At 41.9% G+C, this 16,270-nt stretch carries 16 protein-coding genes; 12 read left to right on the top strand and 4 right to left on the bottom strand.

Features of this window, described 5'->3' with window-relative positions; all coding sequences use genetic code 11:
* Positions 1-15: 15 nt before the first annotated feature.
* Positions 16-651, bottom strand: a complete 636-nt coding sequence (gene trmY, locus PHF18_RS01935) for a tRNA (pseudouridine(54)-N(1))-methyltransferase TrmY (RefSeq protein ID WP_300097601.1) — start codon at positions 649-651, stop codon at positions 16-18.
* Between the two features lie 237 nt (positions 652-888).
* Here trmY and PHF18_RS01930 point away from each other — a divergent pair, with 237 nt between their 5' ends.
* From PHF18_RS01930 to PHF18_RS01895, 8 genes are all read left to right on the top strand, one after another.
* Positions 889-1,545: a metallophosphoesterase gene (locus PHF18_RS01930; RefSeq protein ID WP_300097599.1), complete on the top strand. Its 657-nt coding sequence runs from the start codon at positions 889-891 to the stop codon at positions 1,543-1,545.
* Positions 1,546-1,880: 335 nt separating this feature from the next.
* Complete coding sequence (locus PHF18_RS01925) at positions 1,881-3,122, top strand: MgtC/SapB family protein (protein WP_300097597.1); 1,242 nt, start codon at positions 1,881-1,883, stop codon at positions 3,120-3,122.
* Positions 3,123-3,698: 576 nt separating this feature from the next.
* Positions 3,699-4,859, top strand: coding sequence for a hypothetical protein (locus PHF18_RS01920; protein WP_300097595.1), 1,161 nt, complete (start codon positions 3,699-3,701; stop codon positions 4,857-4,859).
* 597 nt (positions 4,860-5,456) lie between these two features.
* Positions 5,457-5,984, top strand: a complete 528-nt coding sequence (locus PHF18_RS01915; RefSeq protein WP_300097593.1) for a hypothetical protein — start codon at positions 5,457-5,459, stop codon at positions 5,982-5,984.
* 399 nt (positions 5,985-6,383) lie between these two features.
* Positions 6,384-7,022, top strand: a complete 639-nt coding sequence (locus PHF18_RS01910; protein WP_300097591.1) for a cell surface lipoprotein — start codon at positions 6,384-6,386, stop codon at positions 7,020-7,022.
* Between the two features lie 25 nt (positions 7,023-7,047).
* Complete coding sequence (locus PHF18_RS01905) at positions 7,048-8,214, top strand: tRNA (guanine(10)-N(2))-dimethyltransferase (protein ID WP_300097589.1); 1,167 nt, start codon at positions 7,048-7,050, stop codon at positions 8,212-8,214.
* A gap of 122 nt (positions 8,215-8,336) precedes the next feature.
* The gene (locus PHF18_RS01900) at positions 8,337-9,008 is read left to right on the top strand and encodes a MarR family transcriptional regulator (protein WP_300097587.1); all 672 of its coding nucleotides are present in this window, start codon (positions 8,337-8,339) and stop codon (positions 9,006-9,008) included.
* Positions 9,009-9,052: 44 nt separating this feature from the next.
* On the top strand, positions 9,053-9,751 hold the full coding sequence (locus tag PHF18_RS01895; RefSeq protein ID WP_300097585.1) for a DUF2110 family protein: 699 nt from the start codon (positions 9,053-9,055) through the stop codon (positions 9,749-9,751).
* A 65-nt stretch (positions 9,752-9,816) separates the two neighbouring features.
* On the opposite strand, the gene PHF18_RS01890 is transcribed toward PHF18_RS01895, so the two are convergent.
* Positions 9,817-10,557, bottom strand: coding sequence for a V4R domain-containing protein (locus PHF18_RS01890; RefSeq protein WP_300097583.1), 741 nt, complete (start codon positions 10,555-10,557; stop codon positions 9,817-9,819).
* Positions 10,558-10,854: 297 nt separating this feature from the next.
* On the opposite strand from PHF18_RS01890, the gene PHF18_RS01885 reads away from it, so the two are divergent.
* Together PHF18_RS01885 and PHF18_RS01880 are read left to right on the top strand one after the other, a co-directional pair.
* Positions 10,855-11,613, top strand: a complete 759-nt coding sequence (locus PHF18_RS01885) for a PspA/IM30 family protein (protein ID WP_300097581.1) — start codon at positions 10,855-10,857, stop codon at positions 11,611-11,613.
* A gap of 2 nt (positions 11,614-11,615) precedes the next feature.
* Positions 11,616-11,894 carry a hypothetical protein gene (locus PHF18_RS01880; protein ID WP_300097579.1) on the top strand — a complete coding sequence of 93 codons (279 nt, stop codon included), beginning with the start codon at positions 11,616-11,618 and terminating at the stop codon, positions 11,892-11,894.
* 220 nt (positions 11,895-12,114) lie between these two features.
* On the opposite strand, the gene PHF18_RS01875 is transcribed toward PHF18_RS01880, so the two are convergent.
* Positions 12,115-12,555: a universal stress protein gene (locus tag PHF18_RS01875; protein WP_300097578.1), complete on the bottom strand. Its 441-nt coding sequence runs from the start codon at positions 12,553-12,555 to the stop codon at positions 12,115-12,117.
* 424 nt (positions 12,556-12,979) lie between these two features.
* Between PHF18_RS01875 and PHF18_RS01870 the strand changes: the two genes are divergently transcribed.
* Positions 12,980-13,426 carry a hypothetical protein gene (locus PHF18_RS01870; protein ID WP_300097576.1) on the top strand — a complete coding sequence of 149 codons (447 nt, stop codon included), beginning with the start codon at positions 12,980-12,982 and terminating at the stop codon, positions 13,424-13,426.
* A gap of 510 nt (positions 13,427-13,936) precedes the next feature.
* Here the strand turns inward: PHF18_RS01870 and PHF18_RS01865 are convergent.
* A complete protein-coding gene (locus PHF18_RS01865; RefSeq protein WP_300097574.1) occupies positions 13,937-14,116 on the bottom strand; it encodes a hypothetical protein in 180 nt (59 codons plus the stop codon).
* A gap of 493 nt (positions 14,117-14,609) precedes the next feature.
* Here PHF18_RS01865 and thiI point away from each other — a divergent pair, with 493 nt between their 5' ends.
* Positions 14,610-15,848: a tRNA uracil 4-sulfurtransferase ThiI gene (thiI, locus tag PHF18_RS01860; RefSeq protein WP_300097664.1), complete on the top strand. Its 1,239-nt coding sequence runs from the start codon at positions 14,610-14,612 to the stop codon at positions 15,846-15,848.
* The last annotated feature ends 422 nt before the right edge of the window (positions 15,849-16,270 follow it).

Raw genomic sequence — 16,270 nt, 5'->3', positions numbered from 1 at the left:
TACAAAAACCGCAACTCAATTATCTGCCCCGGAGTTTGCTCCTCCTGGAATTTCTCCTCTTTCCGCTTCAACTCTATCCAGTTCGTTGTGGATAAGGGTTATGCAGTGGTTAGAGTGAAGGGAAATGGGACCAACCGAGATAATCTGTGCTCCTGCGTCAAAAAGCTGTTTTTCCTCTTCTTCGGTAACACCGGTATGGTCTCCCAGAATAAAAACAGGGTCCTGGATTTCACCGGCAAGTTCTCGGATATCCTTGCCGTCTTCTCTAAGATAGAACAAGTTTCTACCTTCAAAAGAAGCCAGCAGGGACTTTAAGTCTCCATTACGAATCCAGACGCCAGGCGTGGACCGGGTATCCAGCTCGGTTGCATTTTTCAGGAGGGCTTTACTGATAAGCGAACCACTGCTTCTTTCGTCCGGGTTCAGGTATCTCAGGTGGAGTCCTTCAAACCTGATAATTTTTCCGGGCTCAGGCTCCCCCAGAAGAAGCAGGTGAACATTCACATCCCTGCGCATTCCGAAAGAGAGAAAAAGGGCAGAGCTTACGCAGCGGCAGAGTATATCCATTCTTCCTGCAGACCCGGGAAGGTCGTTTAAAGAAAAATCGCCGCTCGTCATTGCTTTATGCCCTATGATAATGATATCACGCATGGGGCAGTATATTACATAAGGGATATAAAAGATGTGTGCATGTTCACAGAAAACCACATAACGTAAAGTGTAAAATAACGTAAAATAAAGTAAAGTAAAGTGTAAAAGAGATTGTATATAATAATTCAAACTAGAAATAAAAATCATAATTAACATGTCATAGAATTAAAAATCATAATTAACATGTCATAGAATTAAAAATCATAATTAACATGTCATGATAAGGACGGGATACAGATGAAGATACTCGCTATTTCCGACCCCCATGGGGACTATTCGAAGATTAAAAAGATCATAGAAAGGGCTGGGGACTTCGATCTTGTTGTGGTAGCCGGAGATATTACAAATTTCGGACCTGATGAAAAAGTTGAAGAGCTGACCGAAATGTTTGATAAGCCCGTGCTTGCAATTCCCGGGAACTGCGACCAGAGGAGTATCCTCAAAGCCCTTGATAATTCAAAAGCAGTAAACCTTCATGGAAAAGCCGAGCAGATAGGGAAAATCCGGTTTATCGGGCTTGGAGGCTCAAACCCCACTCCATTTAACACCCCTTTTGAGCTTTCCGAAGAAGAAATCGAAAATGCCCTTGAAGGAATGGTCTGCTCAGCCGAAAATTCAGGCGAATGCGGGACAATAGTGCTCCTGACTCACGCTCCTCCCCACGGAGCAAGGGACGAGCTACCCTTCGGACATGTGGGCAGTAAAGCCATCCAGAAGTTCCTGGACAGGGTTGACCTGATTGTCTGCGGGCATATCCATGAAGCAAAAGGCACTGAAAAGGTCGGAAAAACAATTATTGTAAATCCCGGAGAAGCCTGCAAGGGTTCCTGCGCTCTTATAACTATTGAAGAAACCGAAAACAAACCCATTGAGGTTGAATTCGTGGAAGTGTGAAGCAAGTTTTCGCCAGATTTTAATCAGCCAGAATTTAATCAGTCTGATTTTTTATATCTGGTTTTTATCAGGTTTCCAGAGCCGCCTGTAAAAATAATTACAGGTCCTCCATAATCTGAACCTTTTTCTCCTTCCAGGGGCTATATTCATTAGCAAGAACATCCCTAACTATAGAATAATATTTTGTTTTACCCCATTTTATTTATGTCGTTTCTTATATGTTATATAAATTTCTTTAAGAGTATGATTTTACTTGTGTATGGAATTACAGCCCGAAAAATCTGAGAGGTTAAGCTACGGACATAATTAGCGATTTCGGTTTCGATCCGGTTTTTGTGGATTTCCTGACAAAACTTGCCATTGCCTTTTTGATAGGGATCATGGTAGGGGTGGAAAGGGAACACAGAGGCCTTGAGCATGAGATCTTTGCGGGTGTCAGGAGTTACAGCATAACCTGTATAACAGGCATGCTCGTTGCTCTTGTGAGCGAATCCGCGGGAACAGGCTTCGTTTACGTAGCCACGCTTTTTTTCGCAGCTATATGCTCCATAATTACCTATTCCAAAATATTTCTCTTCAAGCGGATAGGAATTACAAGTCCTATTACTCTCTTCTTTATTTTCGTGATGGGTGTCCTTGTTGGCTATGACTACGGCCTGTTTGCTATTGTTTCTTCAATAGTTGTATCTTTCCTCCTTATTCAGAAGCAGCCCCTTCACCAGTTTGCAGGAAACCTGACAAAAGAAGAGCTTTATAATGCCATACAGTTTCTGGCTGTTGCTTTCATACTTTATCCGGTGATGCCGGAAAAACAGTTCTTCGGGCTTGTAAACCTCAGGTCGGCAATTCTTATTGTTATCCTGGTTTCCCTTATCAGTTTTTTAAGCTATGTTCTCCTGAGAAAGTTCGGGACAAAACGCGGCGTGTGCTATTCAGGCTTTCTTGGAGGCTTTATAAACAGTGAAGCTACCACAGGAGCACTTGCAGGGCTCTCAAAAAAAGCAGAGGCGATGGAAGATCCCGTACTTTCAGGAATTCTGCTCTGCAATATTTCCATGCTCATTCGAAACCTTGTATTAGCCTTTATAGTTGATCCGACAGGCCAGACAACTCTGTTTATGCTTCCTTCTCAGCTTGTACTTATTACCGTTTCCATAGTAATAGTTATCAGGCATAGTAAGAAATTCTGCTCGATAAGCGGGGGCGAGCTTAAGATTCAGTCTCCTTTCTCGCTCAGTCAGGCATTTAAATTTGGCATTGCTTTTACCCTGATTCTCGTCATAGGAAACTTTGCCTATGACATTGCAGGGACTGCCGGAATATACATAACAGCCCTGGGGGCTCTTGTTAGCAGCTCCGGAGTGATAGTCTCTGTAACCCTCCTTGCCGTAAGCGGAAATATCTCTTATGAAGTCGCAGCAAATACTGCAGTGCTTGCAAGCCTTGTAAGTACTGTAAATAAAATTCTGCTTTCAAAGATTTCAGGTTCTGCAAGTCTTTTTCCCCTTGCTAAAAACACATTCGGGATCATTGCAGTCGCAGGGTCCGTGGCTTTGCTTTTATGGAACATCATGTGAGACAAAGCAATATGGGGGAATTCCTCGGGCATGAAAGCACAGTCATAGCACAGTCATATAATATACGGATCTGATGTTGTCTCTTTGTAAAAGAAAGAGTATCCAGTAATAGGATATTTATAAACAGCTACCCATATTAATCTTTAAACGGATATCTATCCGTTAGTGTCAACTACCCGCCACTAAAGTGGCAGGCATGTAATGTGCCCTGGTTGACCAGATCACCGATTGGAGTTAACAAAATCGGTAAACGATAGGAAAGAAATAGTTACCCTTGAATGCCGCCTCAGTTTAAGGCTCTAAGGATGCCGGTTAAACAGTCCTGAGAGGTAGGGACAGTGCTTGCATCGTTAAACCTTTCCATATCAGATCGAGAGGAGGTCGGATTCCGGAATTGACTCCACAATTCGGATACGCATTACCCTACGTATGTAGGTGGGGAGTGTTTTTCTCACTCCCATTACATTAATAAAAAATGAATTCAACAGAGCAGGATGGGGAAGATTACGCATTCCTCCCGCAGCTAAAGCAACGGGTATCCTGCTTATTTTTTCATGAAAGATTTGGAGGGGAGAGATGGTAGCCTATAAATGTTTTACACTCAGGGTACTGGCAGTTTTTGTTTTGATCCTGCTTACGGGCTCGACAGCTGTGGCCCTATCTCAAGGGGAAACTACCGAAACCAGTGAAATGAATCAGATCAGCAACTCTGACGAAAATAAATATGTTTCTCAGACGCATACTATTGTCTTAATCAATAATTCCTTCAGTCCTGAAATAACAGAAATAAACCAGTATGATACTGTTGTATGGCGTAACCTTAACAAGCCAAAAAGGACCTTTGTTCTTGTAGGAGAGGACGATCTCTGGGAAGATTTTAGCCTTGGTTATGGCCGATCTTTTAAGTATACCTTTAATGAAACCGGAACCTTTGACTTCAGTATTAAAGGTGAAAAAGGCCTGCAAGGTTCAGTTGTGGTGAGTGAATCCGGGGAAACTACCGGAGCTCCATTATCGGAAAGAGAAACTAGTCAGATACAGCAAGAGGAAACTACCGAAACCAGTGAAATGGATCCGGGCAACACCTCTGAAGAAAACAAGTCTGTTTCTCAGACACATACTTTTGTCTTAATCAATAATGCCTTCAGTCCTGATATTACCGAAATACACCAGTATGATACAGTTGTATGGCGCAACCTTAACAAGCCAAAAAGGACCTTTGTCCTGGTAAGCAAGGACAGGCTCTGGGAAGATTTTAGCCTTGGTTATGGCCGATCTTATAAGTATACCTTTAATGAAACCGGAACCTTTGACTTTAGCATTAAAGGTGAAAGAGGCCTGGAAGGTACCGTTCTAGTTAAATCCAGGGTAACTGCAGGAGAAACTCCGCTATCGGAAAGAGAAACTATACAACAGGAGGAAGAAGGGGCGACTCCCACACCTACTGAGGGAGTAACTCCTGCGCAAAGGGTAGAAGATATACAGAGTTCCACAGTATTGATACGTGGATCTGTCTTTTACCCGGAGACTCTTGAGCTCAACACGGGGGAAGCCGTAGTCTGGAATAACCTGAACAGGCCCAAACGCACATTCACGCTAATAAGTGAAGAGGGTCTTTTCGAGAACCAGGCCGTTGGCTATGGAAGAATCTTTACATATACCTTTAATGAATCCGGAGAATATACCTTTAAGCTGGAGGAGATTCCTGACTCAGAGTTCATTCTAACAGTGAAATAAGATAAATCGTTCTGTGAAGTAAGAGAAGAACGAATAGCAAATATGGATCCCTGACTGGTAAGCTAGCTCAAACTGAAGCTAATTCAGGTAAAAATGGAGATCAGCCTTTCCAGAAGGGAACCATTTTTTGATAATTTTACTTTTTTTCATTAATCTGCATTCAAAAAATATCTCTCAAAGGTATTGTGCGGGTTGTTTAGAGCCATAAGGAAGATTTTAAGGTAGGAATTTTTTTATTCTAGCTGAAAGTGTGTTTGCAGAAATCTAAAATATCTTTATATGCAAGCAAAGCACTTAAGTTCATTAAGAAGTTTGCTTTGAAAAATAGATAGATATAAAAAGAATATTGCAAAAATATATTTATATGTACTTAAATGGTACATAAAAAGCTAAAAGTTTGAAAAAAGAGAAATTTCTATTAAAGCAATCGATTAAGATTAAATAAAATTAGTTATTACATAAACAAGAATATCTAACTAATATTCCAAACATTTGGTTATTTTACGACCACAGCATCAAAAATAAAACTCGATCTAAATTAGAATTATTTTCGCAGATTTCCTAATTTCATAACCAAAAGATATTGTGGGGAATAAGATGAAAACAAAAATCATTGTTCTACTTCTAGTCTTAGGCGTAGTTTTGTTCTCGGGATGCACTGAAAATGAACAGCCCTCCCCGGAAGAAAACATGACACCTGGAGAAACAGTAACTCCAGAGGAAATTGCAACTCCGGAAGAAACGGAAACCCTGGCAGAGACTGAAACCCCTGTAGTAACGGAGACAGAGGAAGAAGATGTAACTCCGGAAGAAAATGAAACCGAAGAAGGACCAGTAGTTAATACCTCCAGTATAAGGAAAACTCCCTATACTATAAGACTGGACAACTATAGAGCGTATCCTTCAAGCCTTGATATCAAACAAGGAGAAACAGTTGCCTGGATAAACTATCAGGACAGTCCGAGGAGAGTCTTTACCCTTACAAGTGAAGAAGACCTCTTTGAGGATCAGGGTCTTGTGTACAGGCGTTCCTTTGCCTATACATTCAATGAAACCGGGGCTTACAACTTCACCATCATCGGGCAGCCCAGAATGAATGTCAATATAACTGTTAACAAGCCCTGAATAAGTTTCCTTAATAAGTTTTTTGAAGGTACTCATGGATAAAATACCTCAAAAAGCTTACAAAGGCTTCATCTGGAAAGGTGGCAAAACTTTCCAGTAAACTTACTTTTTTTGGATTCTAAATCTTTGCCACTCGTGTCTATTTCTGATAACTTTCTACACCCGTATCCTGAATAAACAGGGCTTAGAGGCAAAAACCCAATTAATAATGCCAAAATCCAATTCATAATGCCAATTAGCCGTACTTCCGGAAATTCGTTTTTTAGGGAAAAAACAGTAAAATCGATTACAAACAAACTATTTTTTAAAATAAAGCTTATTATAATAAAGTGTTATTATTTAATATGGCTTATATTGAATTGGGAGTAAAAAAGTAAAGTTTCGCAGGGGGAAGTAATAGTGATAAAAAAGCTCATTCTGCTCCTCGTAGTCCTGGCAGTGTTAGTGTTTGGTTTCCTGAATTGGGGAGGGGATCAGGGGCAAGAAGAGGACGGCCTGAGGGATTCCGGCAGTTCAGGTGGTTCAGGTGGTTCAGGAGGGACGCAGATACCTGAAGAAGTGCAGACCCCAGAAGAGGCAATAACGTCAGAAGATATGGAAACGCCGGTGGAAACGGAACCATTTGAGGAAGCGGGGACGCCGCAAGAAACAGAAACAGCCGTAGAGGGAGAAACACCTCTAGAAACGTTAACTCCGGGTATGGGGGATGAAATTGAAGAAGAGCAAACCGAAAATGTGACCGATGAAGAAGAAGCCGGGACTGTGCAGCCTGCTGGAACCGAGCCAGAAACGTACCTCGTAAGGCTAAGGAATTATCTATTTATTCCCTCCGAGCTGGAGGTCAATACAGGGGATATAGTTGTGTGGAGAAATTTTGAAGAATCCAGTGTTTTTACTCTGAGCAGCGAGGAAGGGCTTTTTGAGGATCAAAGGCTTGGGTACGGAAACACCCTGAACTATACATTCAGCGAAACCGGAAGCTACAATTTCAATGTACGTGGGTATTCGAACATGCAGATGACCATCACTGTAAAATAATATCCCAAAGTATAGCAGCTTTAAGATGATATGTAGAACTATAGTGGAAGGGACAACAAAAATTTCGGTTCCGGTTCCGCCTCCGGACGCAAATTTCCCTCCCTCGGCAGCGCCGGTGTTCTATAACCCGGAGATGGAACTTAACCGTGATATCAATGTTGCAGCAACTGCAGCATTTGTGGAGAGGCTTCTCTCAAGAAAAGACATACAGAGAGAGGAGATCCGCTACGTTGATGCCTTTTCAGCATCGGGAATCCGGGGGCTCAGGATCGCAGGGGAAGTCGGAATACATGCGACTATGAATGACTGGAGCCCTGAAGCCTTTGAACTGATAAAGGAAAATATAAAAATTAATGGGCTTGAGGAAAAAACTCAGGTTACACGTAAGAATGCAAATGTTCTGCTTCATGAACAGAAATTCCATATCGTGGATGTTGACCCGTTTGGGTCTCCTGCGCCTTACCTTGATGCAGCCGCAACGTCGGCACAGAGTATGCTCTCAGTTACTGCAACAGATACTGCTCCTCTCTGTGGAGCCCACCTGAACTCTGGGATCCGAAAGTATGCAGCCGTACCTCTGAACACGGAATATCATAGCGAGATGGGCTTAAGGGTCCTGCTCGGAGCCTGTGCCAGAGAGCTTGCAAAACACGAAAAAGGGATGCAGCCCTTACTTTCCCATGTCACTCGCCATTATGTCCGTGGTTACCTTGAGGTGCTCCACGGGACTAAAAAGGTTGACAGGACTCTGAAGTCCGTGGGATTCAGTATTCATTGCCCTAAATGTGGGTTCAGAGGGTCTGTCTATGGGCTTGCCGTTCATATTGACCGGGGATGCCCTGCTTGCGGGGCACTGACAAAGATTGCAGGACCTCTGTGGCTTGGACCCTTCAAAGAGCCGGAGTTCTGCAATGAAGTGATTTCTGAGCTTGAAGCTCACCCTCTTAACACGAAAGATAAAGCAAAAAAAATAATTACATTCTGCAGGGACGAACTCGACATTCCCATGTTCTATGATCAGCACGTGATCTGCAAGGAACTTGGAGTTTCTGCAACAGGGATCGAGATTCTGGTAGAGGCCCTTAAAGCCAGCGGGTTTGAAGGCTCAAGGACTCATTTCAGCGGGACCTCTTTCAGAACAGATGCTCCCATAGCTGAAATAAAGAAAATAATCCTGGCACTTTCAGGATGAAAGAACATTCCTTTGAAAACCAGAGGTAGAAAAATGTTCAATTATTATATAAACTATTAAAGAACAATAAACGCCTGAGCTCAGACCCGGAAATAATCCGCTAAAAAACTCAATGTGATATCATGTCCGACGAAGACGCAGAAAAGTTGTTTTTGCAGGAAAAACCCACGCTTGCAATGCTGTTTATAGGTTCTATGGGGAAAACTTATGCCTCAGTTATTTCAAAGGAGATAGATTCGACATTTGCCCATACTACGAGAATCCTTTCGAAAATGGAACATTCCGGACTTATAAGATTCACATTTGAAGGACGGATAAAGTTTGTCGAACTTACGGAGTACGGAAAGAAAGTCGAAATTGCCCTTAAAGAGTTCCGGAATATAATTGCAGAGGGCTATCCTTCAAGAGAAGAAAGCCTGAATGCAGGGGGACAGGGGCCCGAGGGAAAAGGCCGACAAGGCGAAGAAACGAAAGGTAAAGAGATAGATGAATGGGATGAAGAAACCGAAATTGAGCTCGAAAAAGAGCTTGATCCTCTAAGTGTTGAAATCCTTGGAAAAGTAAGGAACCTCAGAACTAAAATAGAGAGCATCCACAGGGAAGCAGTTGAGAAAGGGCAGAGTAAGGAAATGGTTTCAAGAAAACTTGGCCCTTACAGCCGGGACGTCAAAAAACTGCATAGCCAGATTGAAACGGCGGAAACACCTGTTGATGAAACAGTAGATTCAACCCTGGAAGAGACTGAAAGGCTCCTTGAATCTTACCTGAAGAGCTCTATACCGGAAAATACTTAATACGGTAGACACAGGGAGATAAAAAATAAAGTGGCAGGAAAAATATGAAAAAAGTTGTAACCCTCCAGCATATTTATGGAAAAAACCGGGAAAGAATGGCTGAACTCCTGAAAAACCTGGTTGAGAATGAATTGAAAGACCTCGAGGTAAAGGTTGAGGTTTCTATTACCCCGGAAAACTGGGCAGAGTTCTCCCTTGAGGGCGAAGATGACATCGTGTCAGCAAATCTTCTGACATCCAGGTACGGAAGTCCTGCAACAAAAGCCGAAACTGGAAAGGTGTACCTGGGTTTCCTTCAGGCTTTTCCGGAAGACGCTTTTGTGGTTAACATAGGTGTCCCTTTGCGCGTTGAAGCTGAGGAACTCAAAGCACTGGGCAGTGGAAAGCCTAAACAGCTTGCATCGAGATTCGGCCTGGTCCCTCACATGCCGGTTGAAGTTGAGGTATTTGAGGGGAACAAAAAAGCAAAAGCCCGCTTCACCAAAAAACAGCTTGACATCTGGTGGGGCTGGAAAAAAGCAAGTACTGACAGAGTTGTCATTAATGGTGCTACCCGTTCGGAAATAAAAAGCGCAATAAAAAGGACAGGGCACGGCAGGGATATTTACGAAATCGAGCGCCTGGGGCTGCTTGAGCATGCAGTTGTGTGCCGCGAAAAAACAGACGGACCCGGAATCGTGGCAGCAATAGGACCTCGACTTAAATCCGAAATCGGGGTCGTAATAGGAGATTCCGGTAAATAAATAATTAAATAATTAAATAATTAAATAATTAAATAATTAAATAAATAAATAAATAAATAAATAAATCAAATTGTAATCTCAAAAATACAGCGTGTGTGTCCGGTCCCATAACATTCGGTTTCCAGGACGCCGCACTCTTTTCCCAGTTTTTCTTTAAGGATTCCTTCAAGGATGCCTTCTCTGAGGGCACAGAAGGGTTTTCCTATTGCCGGTATGACCCTGGCCTTGAAGTCATCTTCGATCTGAAGAGCAGGAGAACTTCCCATGAATACTGAGACCCGGCAATCTCCATGAAATTCCATAAAATCTGCAATCTCATTAAACAGGTCTTCAGGAGCAATTGATACAAAATTAGCCGAGAGATGTTTCCCAATGTCGATTCCAATCATCCTTACAACTGGGGCATTATCAAGCCCGTATGCTTCAAAACCAAATCGCATCACATGAAAAAGGGCTTCCATAAAGTGGAACCTGTCATTTCCATTTGCAGCGACTGTTTCCAGCAGGCTACTGTAATGGCCGATAAATGGCTCCTGAGAGCAACCCATGTAATGAGAGGTCAGGGAATAAATCTTCTTGCGCCGGTCTTGAGGGTCAGAATTTTCTTCAACAAGCTCGCATGATCTAAGGTTATTAAGATGGACTGAAATGGTTGATTTGGCTTTTGCCGTATATTTTACGATTTCGTCAAACGATTTTGGGCCTTCCCTGAGTAAATTCAAGATCTGGAGTTTAACAGGGCTGTCTACGGTTATGAGCCCTCGTTCAGTATAAAAAAATTCAGTTTTAGTCTCAGGTTTTGCCATAATATCTTTAGGTAAGTTGTATTTTGAATATATAAAACGTTCGCGAGACTACGAATAATTAAACTTTATATATAAAAATGCATATATAATATATTATAAAGAATAAAGAACGTAAAGACAGAAGAAGAGTAAGGCAAAGTAAAACTAAAAATATAACTCCCGCCAAAAGACATAGGAAAAAAAGGGCACTGCGAAAAAAGTGCCAGGATTTTCCAAAAAACAGTACTCCAGAAAAATAAGGCAAAAAATGCCAGCCTGTTTACAGAACAATTTTTGAAAAAGCAACGGGGAAAACACATGGGATTATTCGCAAGGATGGAAACAGTATTCAAATCAAAGATGAGCAAAGTGCTTAACAGAATGGAAGACCCCAGAGAAACGCTTGATTATTCCTATGAAAAGCAGCTGGAACTGCTGCAGAACGTAAAGAGGGGCGTTGCAGAAGTGACAACCTCTAAAAAACGTCTTCAGCTCCAGCGGGCAAAACTGACTCAGAGTAATGAGAAGCTTGGTCAGCAGGCAAAAGAGGCAGTTGCCGCTGATCGGGAAGACCTCGCAAGGATGGCTCTTGAGAGAAAAGCCGCCATCCAGCAGCAGGTAGATGGTATTGACAGGGAAATTTTGGAGCTTGAAAAACAGGAAGAAAAGCTCATTGCCTCGGAAAAGCGACTTTCTACAAAGGTCGAGATCTTCAGGACAAAGAAAGAATCCATTAAAGCCCAGTACTCCGCAGCTGAAGCTCAGGTTAAGATAAACGAGTCCGTTACCGGGATCAGTGAAGAAATGGCAGATGTGGGGCTTGCACTTGAGAGGGCTGAAAATAAAACCGACGAAATGAAAGCCCGCGCCGAGGCAATTGACGAGCTTATGGAAGTCGGCGCACTCGACGACCTCACAGGTAGCAGGGACGACATAGAGCGTGAACTTGCAAAAATTAGTACCCAGAGCAGTGTCGAATCCGAACTTGCAAAGCTTAAAGCCGAAGCTGGAAAGGGGCCTGAACAAGTGAAAACAGGGGGAGAAAGCAAAGGTCCGGATGAAAGAAAGGAGGTCTGAAAATGATAATCAGGATCATGGGAGAGGGCCAGTACCGGGTGCCTGAAGCCCTCTGCGATGAATTAAACAGGATAGATAACAGAATTGTAACCCTTGTTGCGGAAGGAAAAACCAGGGAATTCAGAACCGAATTTATGAAGCTGATTTCCGATATTAAGGGAAAAGGGGAAGCACTTGGCGCGGAGGAATTTCTGGAATCCGACATCATTGTACCCCCGGAAGATCTGAGCTTTGAGGAAGCAAAAGCCATATTTACAGGGGAAGGGATTTTTGAGGATTAAGGCTTCGATTTTCCATTAAAAAATGGATCTGGAGTCTCTGTTCAATCAAAAACCTGATTTTGGTCGGGTACCTTTCTTTACCTGAGGTACCCCATCCCTGCCCCTTCAAAAAAGTAGTTGACTGGATACAATGAGCAGTTTTCAGATAATGCTGGATTCTGCTCTGGAAAATTAGTAATCCGAATGGCAAAAGGTAACTGGCAATTTTTTTGGACCTGTATTACCTGATAATCATTACAGGGATTTTTGAGTGCCTGAGCACATTTTCTGCCACACTGCCGATAAGGAATCTCTGGATTCCTGTTAGACCCTGTGTACCCATTACTATCAGGTCAATATTGCTTTCCTCTGCATATTCAAGGATTTTTTCAGCCGGGCTGCCTTTCAGATACATAGGCTCCACTTTAACTCCGGCTTCTTTTCCAAGCTTTTCTACATAGGCAGTTGCAACTCCTCCCTGATTTGCAAGATATTCTTCAAATGCCCCGGCCCAGCCCATAACTGTTCGTGCGGTTCCGGCGTTCTCGGTAGAAACAACATACAGGGCACATACTTCAGCTCCTGTTGCCCTAGCAATGTTTATTCCATAAGCAACTGCTTTTTTGGCGTTTTCTGAACCATCCGTTGGGATCAAGATTTTTTTGAAAAGATTTTCATTCATTTAATTTGCCCCCTTTAATATTATAATCTAAAGTATGCAGGTATACTATTAAAATTTCATCTTGAATGGAAGTGACCTGAATGGAACAGGTTAGTAAAAAGGAAATAATCCAGGGGTGAGAATCATTTCTGGTTGTTTTCCTGATTTTGTCCCTGAATTTACAGGTTAATTGCTGAGAATTTCTCTTTTCCCTGCAAATAGCCTGATATTAAATGGATAATAGAATAATTTTTATGGGTCGCATCTAATATTAACTTGGAAATGAAAACTTGCGAGATAAAACTCTTATAGAAAACGAAAACTCTATTCTAATTTAAAATTTCACCACATTTAAAAGTCTTATATTTTAGAGTCCTTTATTGTTTAGAATTCTTAGAAAAGTTTTGATAAAAATAAGATTTTGATAAAATTCAGGTGGTATAATTTGTCAAAAAAACAGGTACTGATACTATTACTTCTCACAGCCGCCCTTCTTGCTTCAGGCTGTATGGGTGAAGACGGAACAAAACTATCAATTTCAGGCAATGATACCGAAATAAATATCAGCCTCCCTGAGCAATCCGAAGGCAACTGGTGCCCTGTAGGTTCTCAGGCCCAGGTTAAAACCCCCACCACCGGAAAAACCCTTAATATGAAAATTACCGGCACCGAAGAGTTCGAAAACAAAACTCTTTGCAGAGCCATGATCGAAACCGGGACCGAAGAGAACACCACCAGATACGAGTACATGTGGTCACAGGACAAAAACACCACCATCTGGACAAAGTACGGGGAGGACGGGAATATCTCAATAAGATACATCTATGTGGATGGAAAAAAGACCATCATTTATGGAGAGGGAAGAACGTTTGATTTCGGGATAAAGGCATAAATAAACGAAATTATCCCTCTTCAATTTATATTTCTAATCCTTAAAAACGATATAGTCTCTAATGCCCATAACCACGAATATATATTTGTAATGAATCTATTAGACGTCTATAATAAATACTAATAACTGATTAAAACTCCTGAAAACTAATAAAAACTCCTGAAAACTAATAAAAACAGAACAAAACAATAGTGTAATAAAAAAAAGTGGGTTGCCTGAATGTTGCCAGAAACTGCTGTTTCCTCTTAACCTTCCGGTTTCTTACAGATCCGCCTCTCGATCTGAAATGTAGCCGGAGAGCTTTCCTGAAACTGCTAGTTCTTTGTTTGTTTCCGACACCCGCTTGAAACCAGTTTTCAGATTGCAAGAGGGTGGTGCGAATGTTGGCAAGAAGCCTTGAGAGCTCCCTTGTTTGTTTCGACACCTTGTTGGGCGGCTAGAATGTTCTCCAGAAACCCCTGGTGGGCTTCCTTGTTTGTTTCTGACACCCATGCCTTCTTTCTCGGGGTTTCAGACTTCGAGGTCTGCCCCAAGGATTCTCGCTTCTACAGATCCCTTCTCAGCGTTCGGTTTACCTATTGTGGTCCCGAGCAAAACGATCCAACCTACAGGAAATAGCAGAAGCAGAAGGCTATATGCAGCAATTGCTGTTACTATTGATTTTCCTACAAGCTTTTTCAGAGCATCCATTGGTAATCCACCCCTGGCGTGGTTGTCTTTTTTTTGTTTTTTTCGTTTCGATAGATGGGTAATTTTTATCCAGTATTATTTTTATCCAGTCTTACCCAATGTCTTCTATATTGTGCATAGTACACAATAGCATATAATAATATACAATTCCTGATTTATATAGATTTTCCAAAAATAATATTACTGTATGTATATATTTCTGCTTATTAATAATGATAGACTAACGGGACAATTTTTCATGTTTTTTAATATTCTTTCATATATCTCTCTGCAATTACTATATAAGCAAAACATAGTATATTTAAAGGACTTTCATTGATCTCCAATAAGTTGTTGCAAAGGTTCCTTTTTTCCTGAAAAAAATTCTTTTTCCTGAAAACTTTAAACGCCATGTCGCCCTAACCGTTAAGTACACATGACAGGCAATTCTGATGAGATCGAAGCAAAAAATGCATCTGATATTGATAGAAAGACTAAAAGAGACATCAAGACCATGCCAGATACTTTTACCAATAATATGGATAACCAGGACTCTGTTCCTTCTCACCAGGGCTTTGAAAGCCAGGCAAACGTTGTTATAGTTAGATATGGGGAGCTTGCTCTTAAAAGCACAGGCGTTCGGAACTGGTATGAGAAAATTCTCATGAAGAACATTGCCGCAATGCTGGACTCAAGGAGCATTCCATATTCCCTTATACGGAGAGAATGGGGCAGGATATTTATTGAGACAACAGACTCGCGTGCGGCTGGAGCGGCAGCAGACGTTTTTGGGGTTGTCTCAACCTCGTCTGCATTAATAACAGAACCGGACCTTGAGAGTGCAGCCAGGACCTGTGCTCTTCTTGGAACACGCCTCATTCGGGAAGGGGAGTCTTTTGCTATCCGGGCCAGAAGAAGTGGAAATCATTCTTTCACTTCAGCGGATTTAGGGCGAAACTGCGGAGATGCTGTCTGGAATGCACTTGAAAAAGAAGGAATAAATCCAAAGGTTGACCTGAGTTCTCCTGATAAGGAAATTTTTGTTGAGATGCGGCAGAATCTGGCTTATGTTTATCTGGAGACGGTTAAAGGGGTGGGGGGGCTTCCTCTCGGTACACAGGGCAGTATGGTAGTGCTGATGTCAGGAGGCATCGATTCTCCTGTTGCGGCATGGCTAATGATGAAGCGTGGTGTAATGATTATCCCTGTTTATTGCAATACCTCTCCTTACGCAGGGGATACTGCAAAGGAACGTGCTTTTGACTGCATCCGCCAGCTCCAGGCCTGGGCTCCAGGGTATCAGTTCACAACTTATGAGCTCCCTCATGGTCTAAATCTACAGGCTTTTATCGAAACTTGCGACCGAAAAAACACATGCCTCCTCTGCAAACGCATGATGTACAGGGAAGCCTACGAAGTTATGAAAAAAGAAGGTGCAAGTGGGATTATTACTGGCTCTTCTCTCGGGCAGGTAGCCTCCCAGACTGCTGCCAACATGCATGCCGAAATCTACCAGCTTGCTATCCCGATTTATCATCCTTTAATTGCCTTTGACAAAAGCGAGATCGTGGATCTTGCCCGCAGAATTGGAACTTATGATATCTCTATAAGGCCTGCCGGAGGTTGTACTGCAGTTCCGGAGCGTCCCGAAGTCAAGGCAAACTATGACCTCATAGTTCTTGAGGAAAAAAAGCTTGGTATTGAGACTATGGTTAACGATGCGTTAAAAGCTGTAAAGGTCCTCAAGCTCTGATTAGAGCCCCAGTATTTAGAATCGAGAATTTTGGCATTGAGCATAGCTTTAATTCTCCTCTCTATTTTTAAGTCAGTTATCTTACAAATAATATATTATTTCGATATATACTTTGAAAATTATATAAAATTGAAATGGTTTATATAAGATTTCTTACTTTTAATATTCCGGGCGTTATACTTCTAATGGAGTTCATAATCCAACCTCCAGTTCAATCCACAGGTTCAATCTAAAATCACAGCTTTTATAATGCAGTTAACGCCCCAATCCACAGTCACAATTTTTATGATTTAGTTAATTCCCTTTTCTTCATCCAGGCATTATTTAAATCATTATTCAAACCATACATGTGTATATTTTGTATACAGAAGCGGGACTTCTTCTAAAACGAACTAATTTAAAAAATTATTTATTTCTTCTCC

The sequence above is a fragment of the Methanosarcina sp. genome, assembly GCF_028693135.1.
Classification (GTDB): Archaea; Halobacteriota; Methanosarcinia; order Methanosarcinales; family Methanosarcinaceae; genus Methanosarcina.
Note: the sequence above shows the minus strand (reverse complement) of the source record. Positions and strands in the feature narration are given on the sequence as shown.

Excerpts from the sequence above, each read along its gene's own strand:
- PHF18_RS01875 (WP_300097578.1), bottom strand. The coding sequence starts at position 12,555 with ATGAATGAAAATCTTTTCAAAAAAATCTTGATCCCAACGGATGGTTCA.
- PHF18_RS01885 (WP_300097581.1), top strand. The coding sequence starts at position 10,855 with ATGGGATTATTCGCAAGGATGGAAACAGTATTCAAATCAAAGATGAGC.
- thiI (WP_300097664.1), top strand. The coding sequence starts at position 14,610 with ATGCCAGATACTTTTACCAATAATATGGATAACCAGGACTCTGTTCCT.
- PHF18_RS01905 (WP_300097589.1), top strand. The coding sequence starts at position 7,048 with ATGATATGTAGAACTATAGTGGAAGGGACAACAAAAATTTCGGTTCCG.
- PHF18_RS01900 (WP_300097587.1), top strand. The coding sequence starts at position 8,337 with ATGTCCGACGAAGACGCAGAAAAGTTGTTTTTGCAGGAAAAACCCACG.
- PHF18_RS01895 (WP_300097585.1), top strand. The coding sequence starts at position 9,053 with ATGAAAAAAGTTGTAACCCTCCAGCATATTTATGGAAAAAACCGGGAA.
- PHF18_RS01920 (WP_300097595.1), top strand. The coding sequence starts at position 3,699 with ATGGTAGCCTATAAATGTTTTACACTCAGGGTACTGGCAGTTTTTGTT.
- PHF18_RS01930 (WP_300097599.1), top strand. The coding sequence starts at position 889 with ATGAAGATACTCGCTATTTCCGACCCCCATGGGGACTATTCGAAGATT.
- PHF18_RS01890 (WP_300097583.1), bottom strand. The coding sequence starts at position 10,557 with ATGGCAAAACCTGAGACTAAAACTGAATTTTTTTATACTGAACGAGGG.
- trmY (WP_300097601.1), bottom strand. The coding sequence starts at position 651 with ATGCGTGATATCATTATCATAGGGCATAAAGCAATGACGAGCGGCGAT.
- PHF18_RS01865 (WP_300097574.1), bottom strand. The coding sequence starts at position 14,116 with ATGGATGCTCTGAAAAAGCTTGTAGGAAAATCAATAGTAACAGCAATT.
- PHF18_RS01915 (WP_300097593.1), top strand. The coding sequence starts at position 5,457 with ATGAAAACAAAAATCATTGTTCTACTTCTAGTCTTAGGCGTAGTTTTG.
- PHF18_RS01880 (WP_300097579.1), top strand. The coding sequence starts at position 11,616 with ATGATAATCAGGATCATGGGAGAGGGCCAGTACCGGGTGCCTGAAGCC.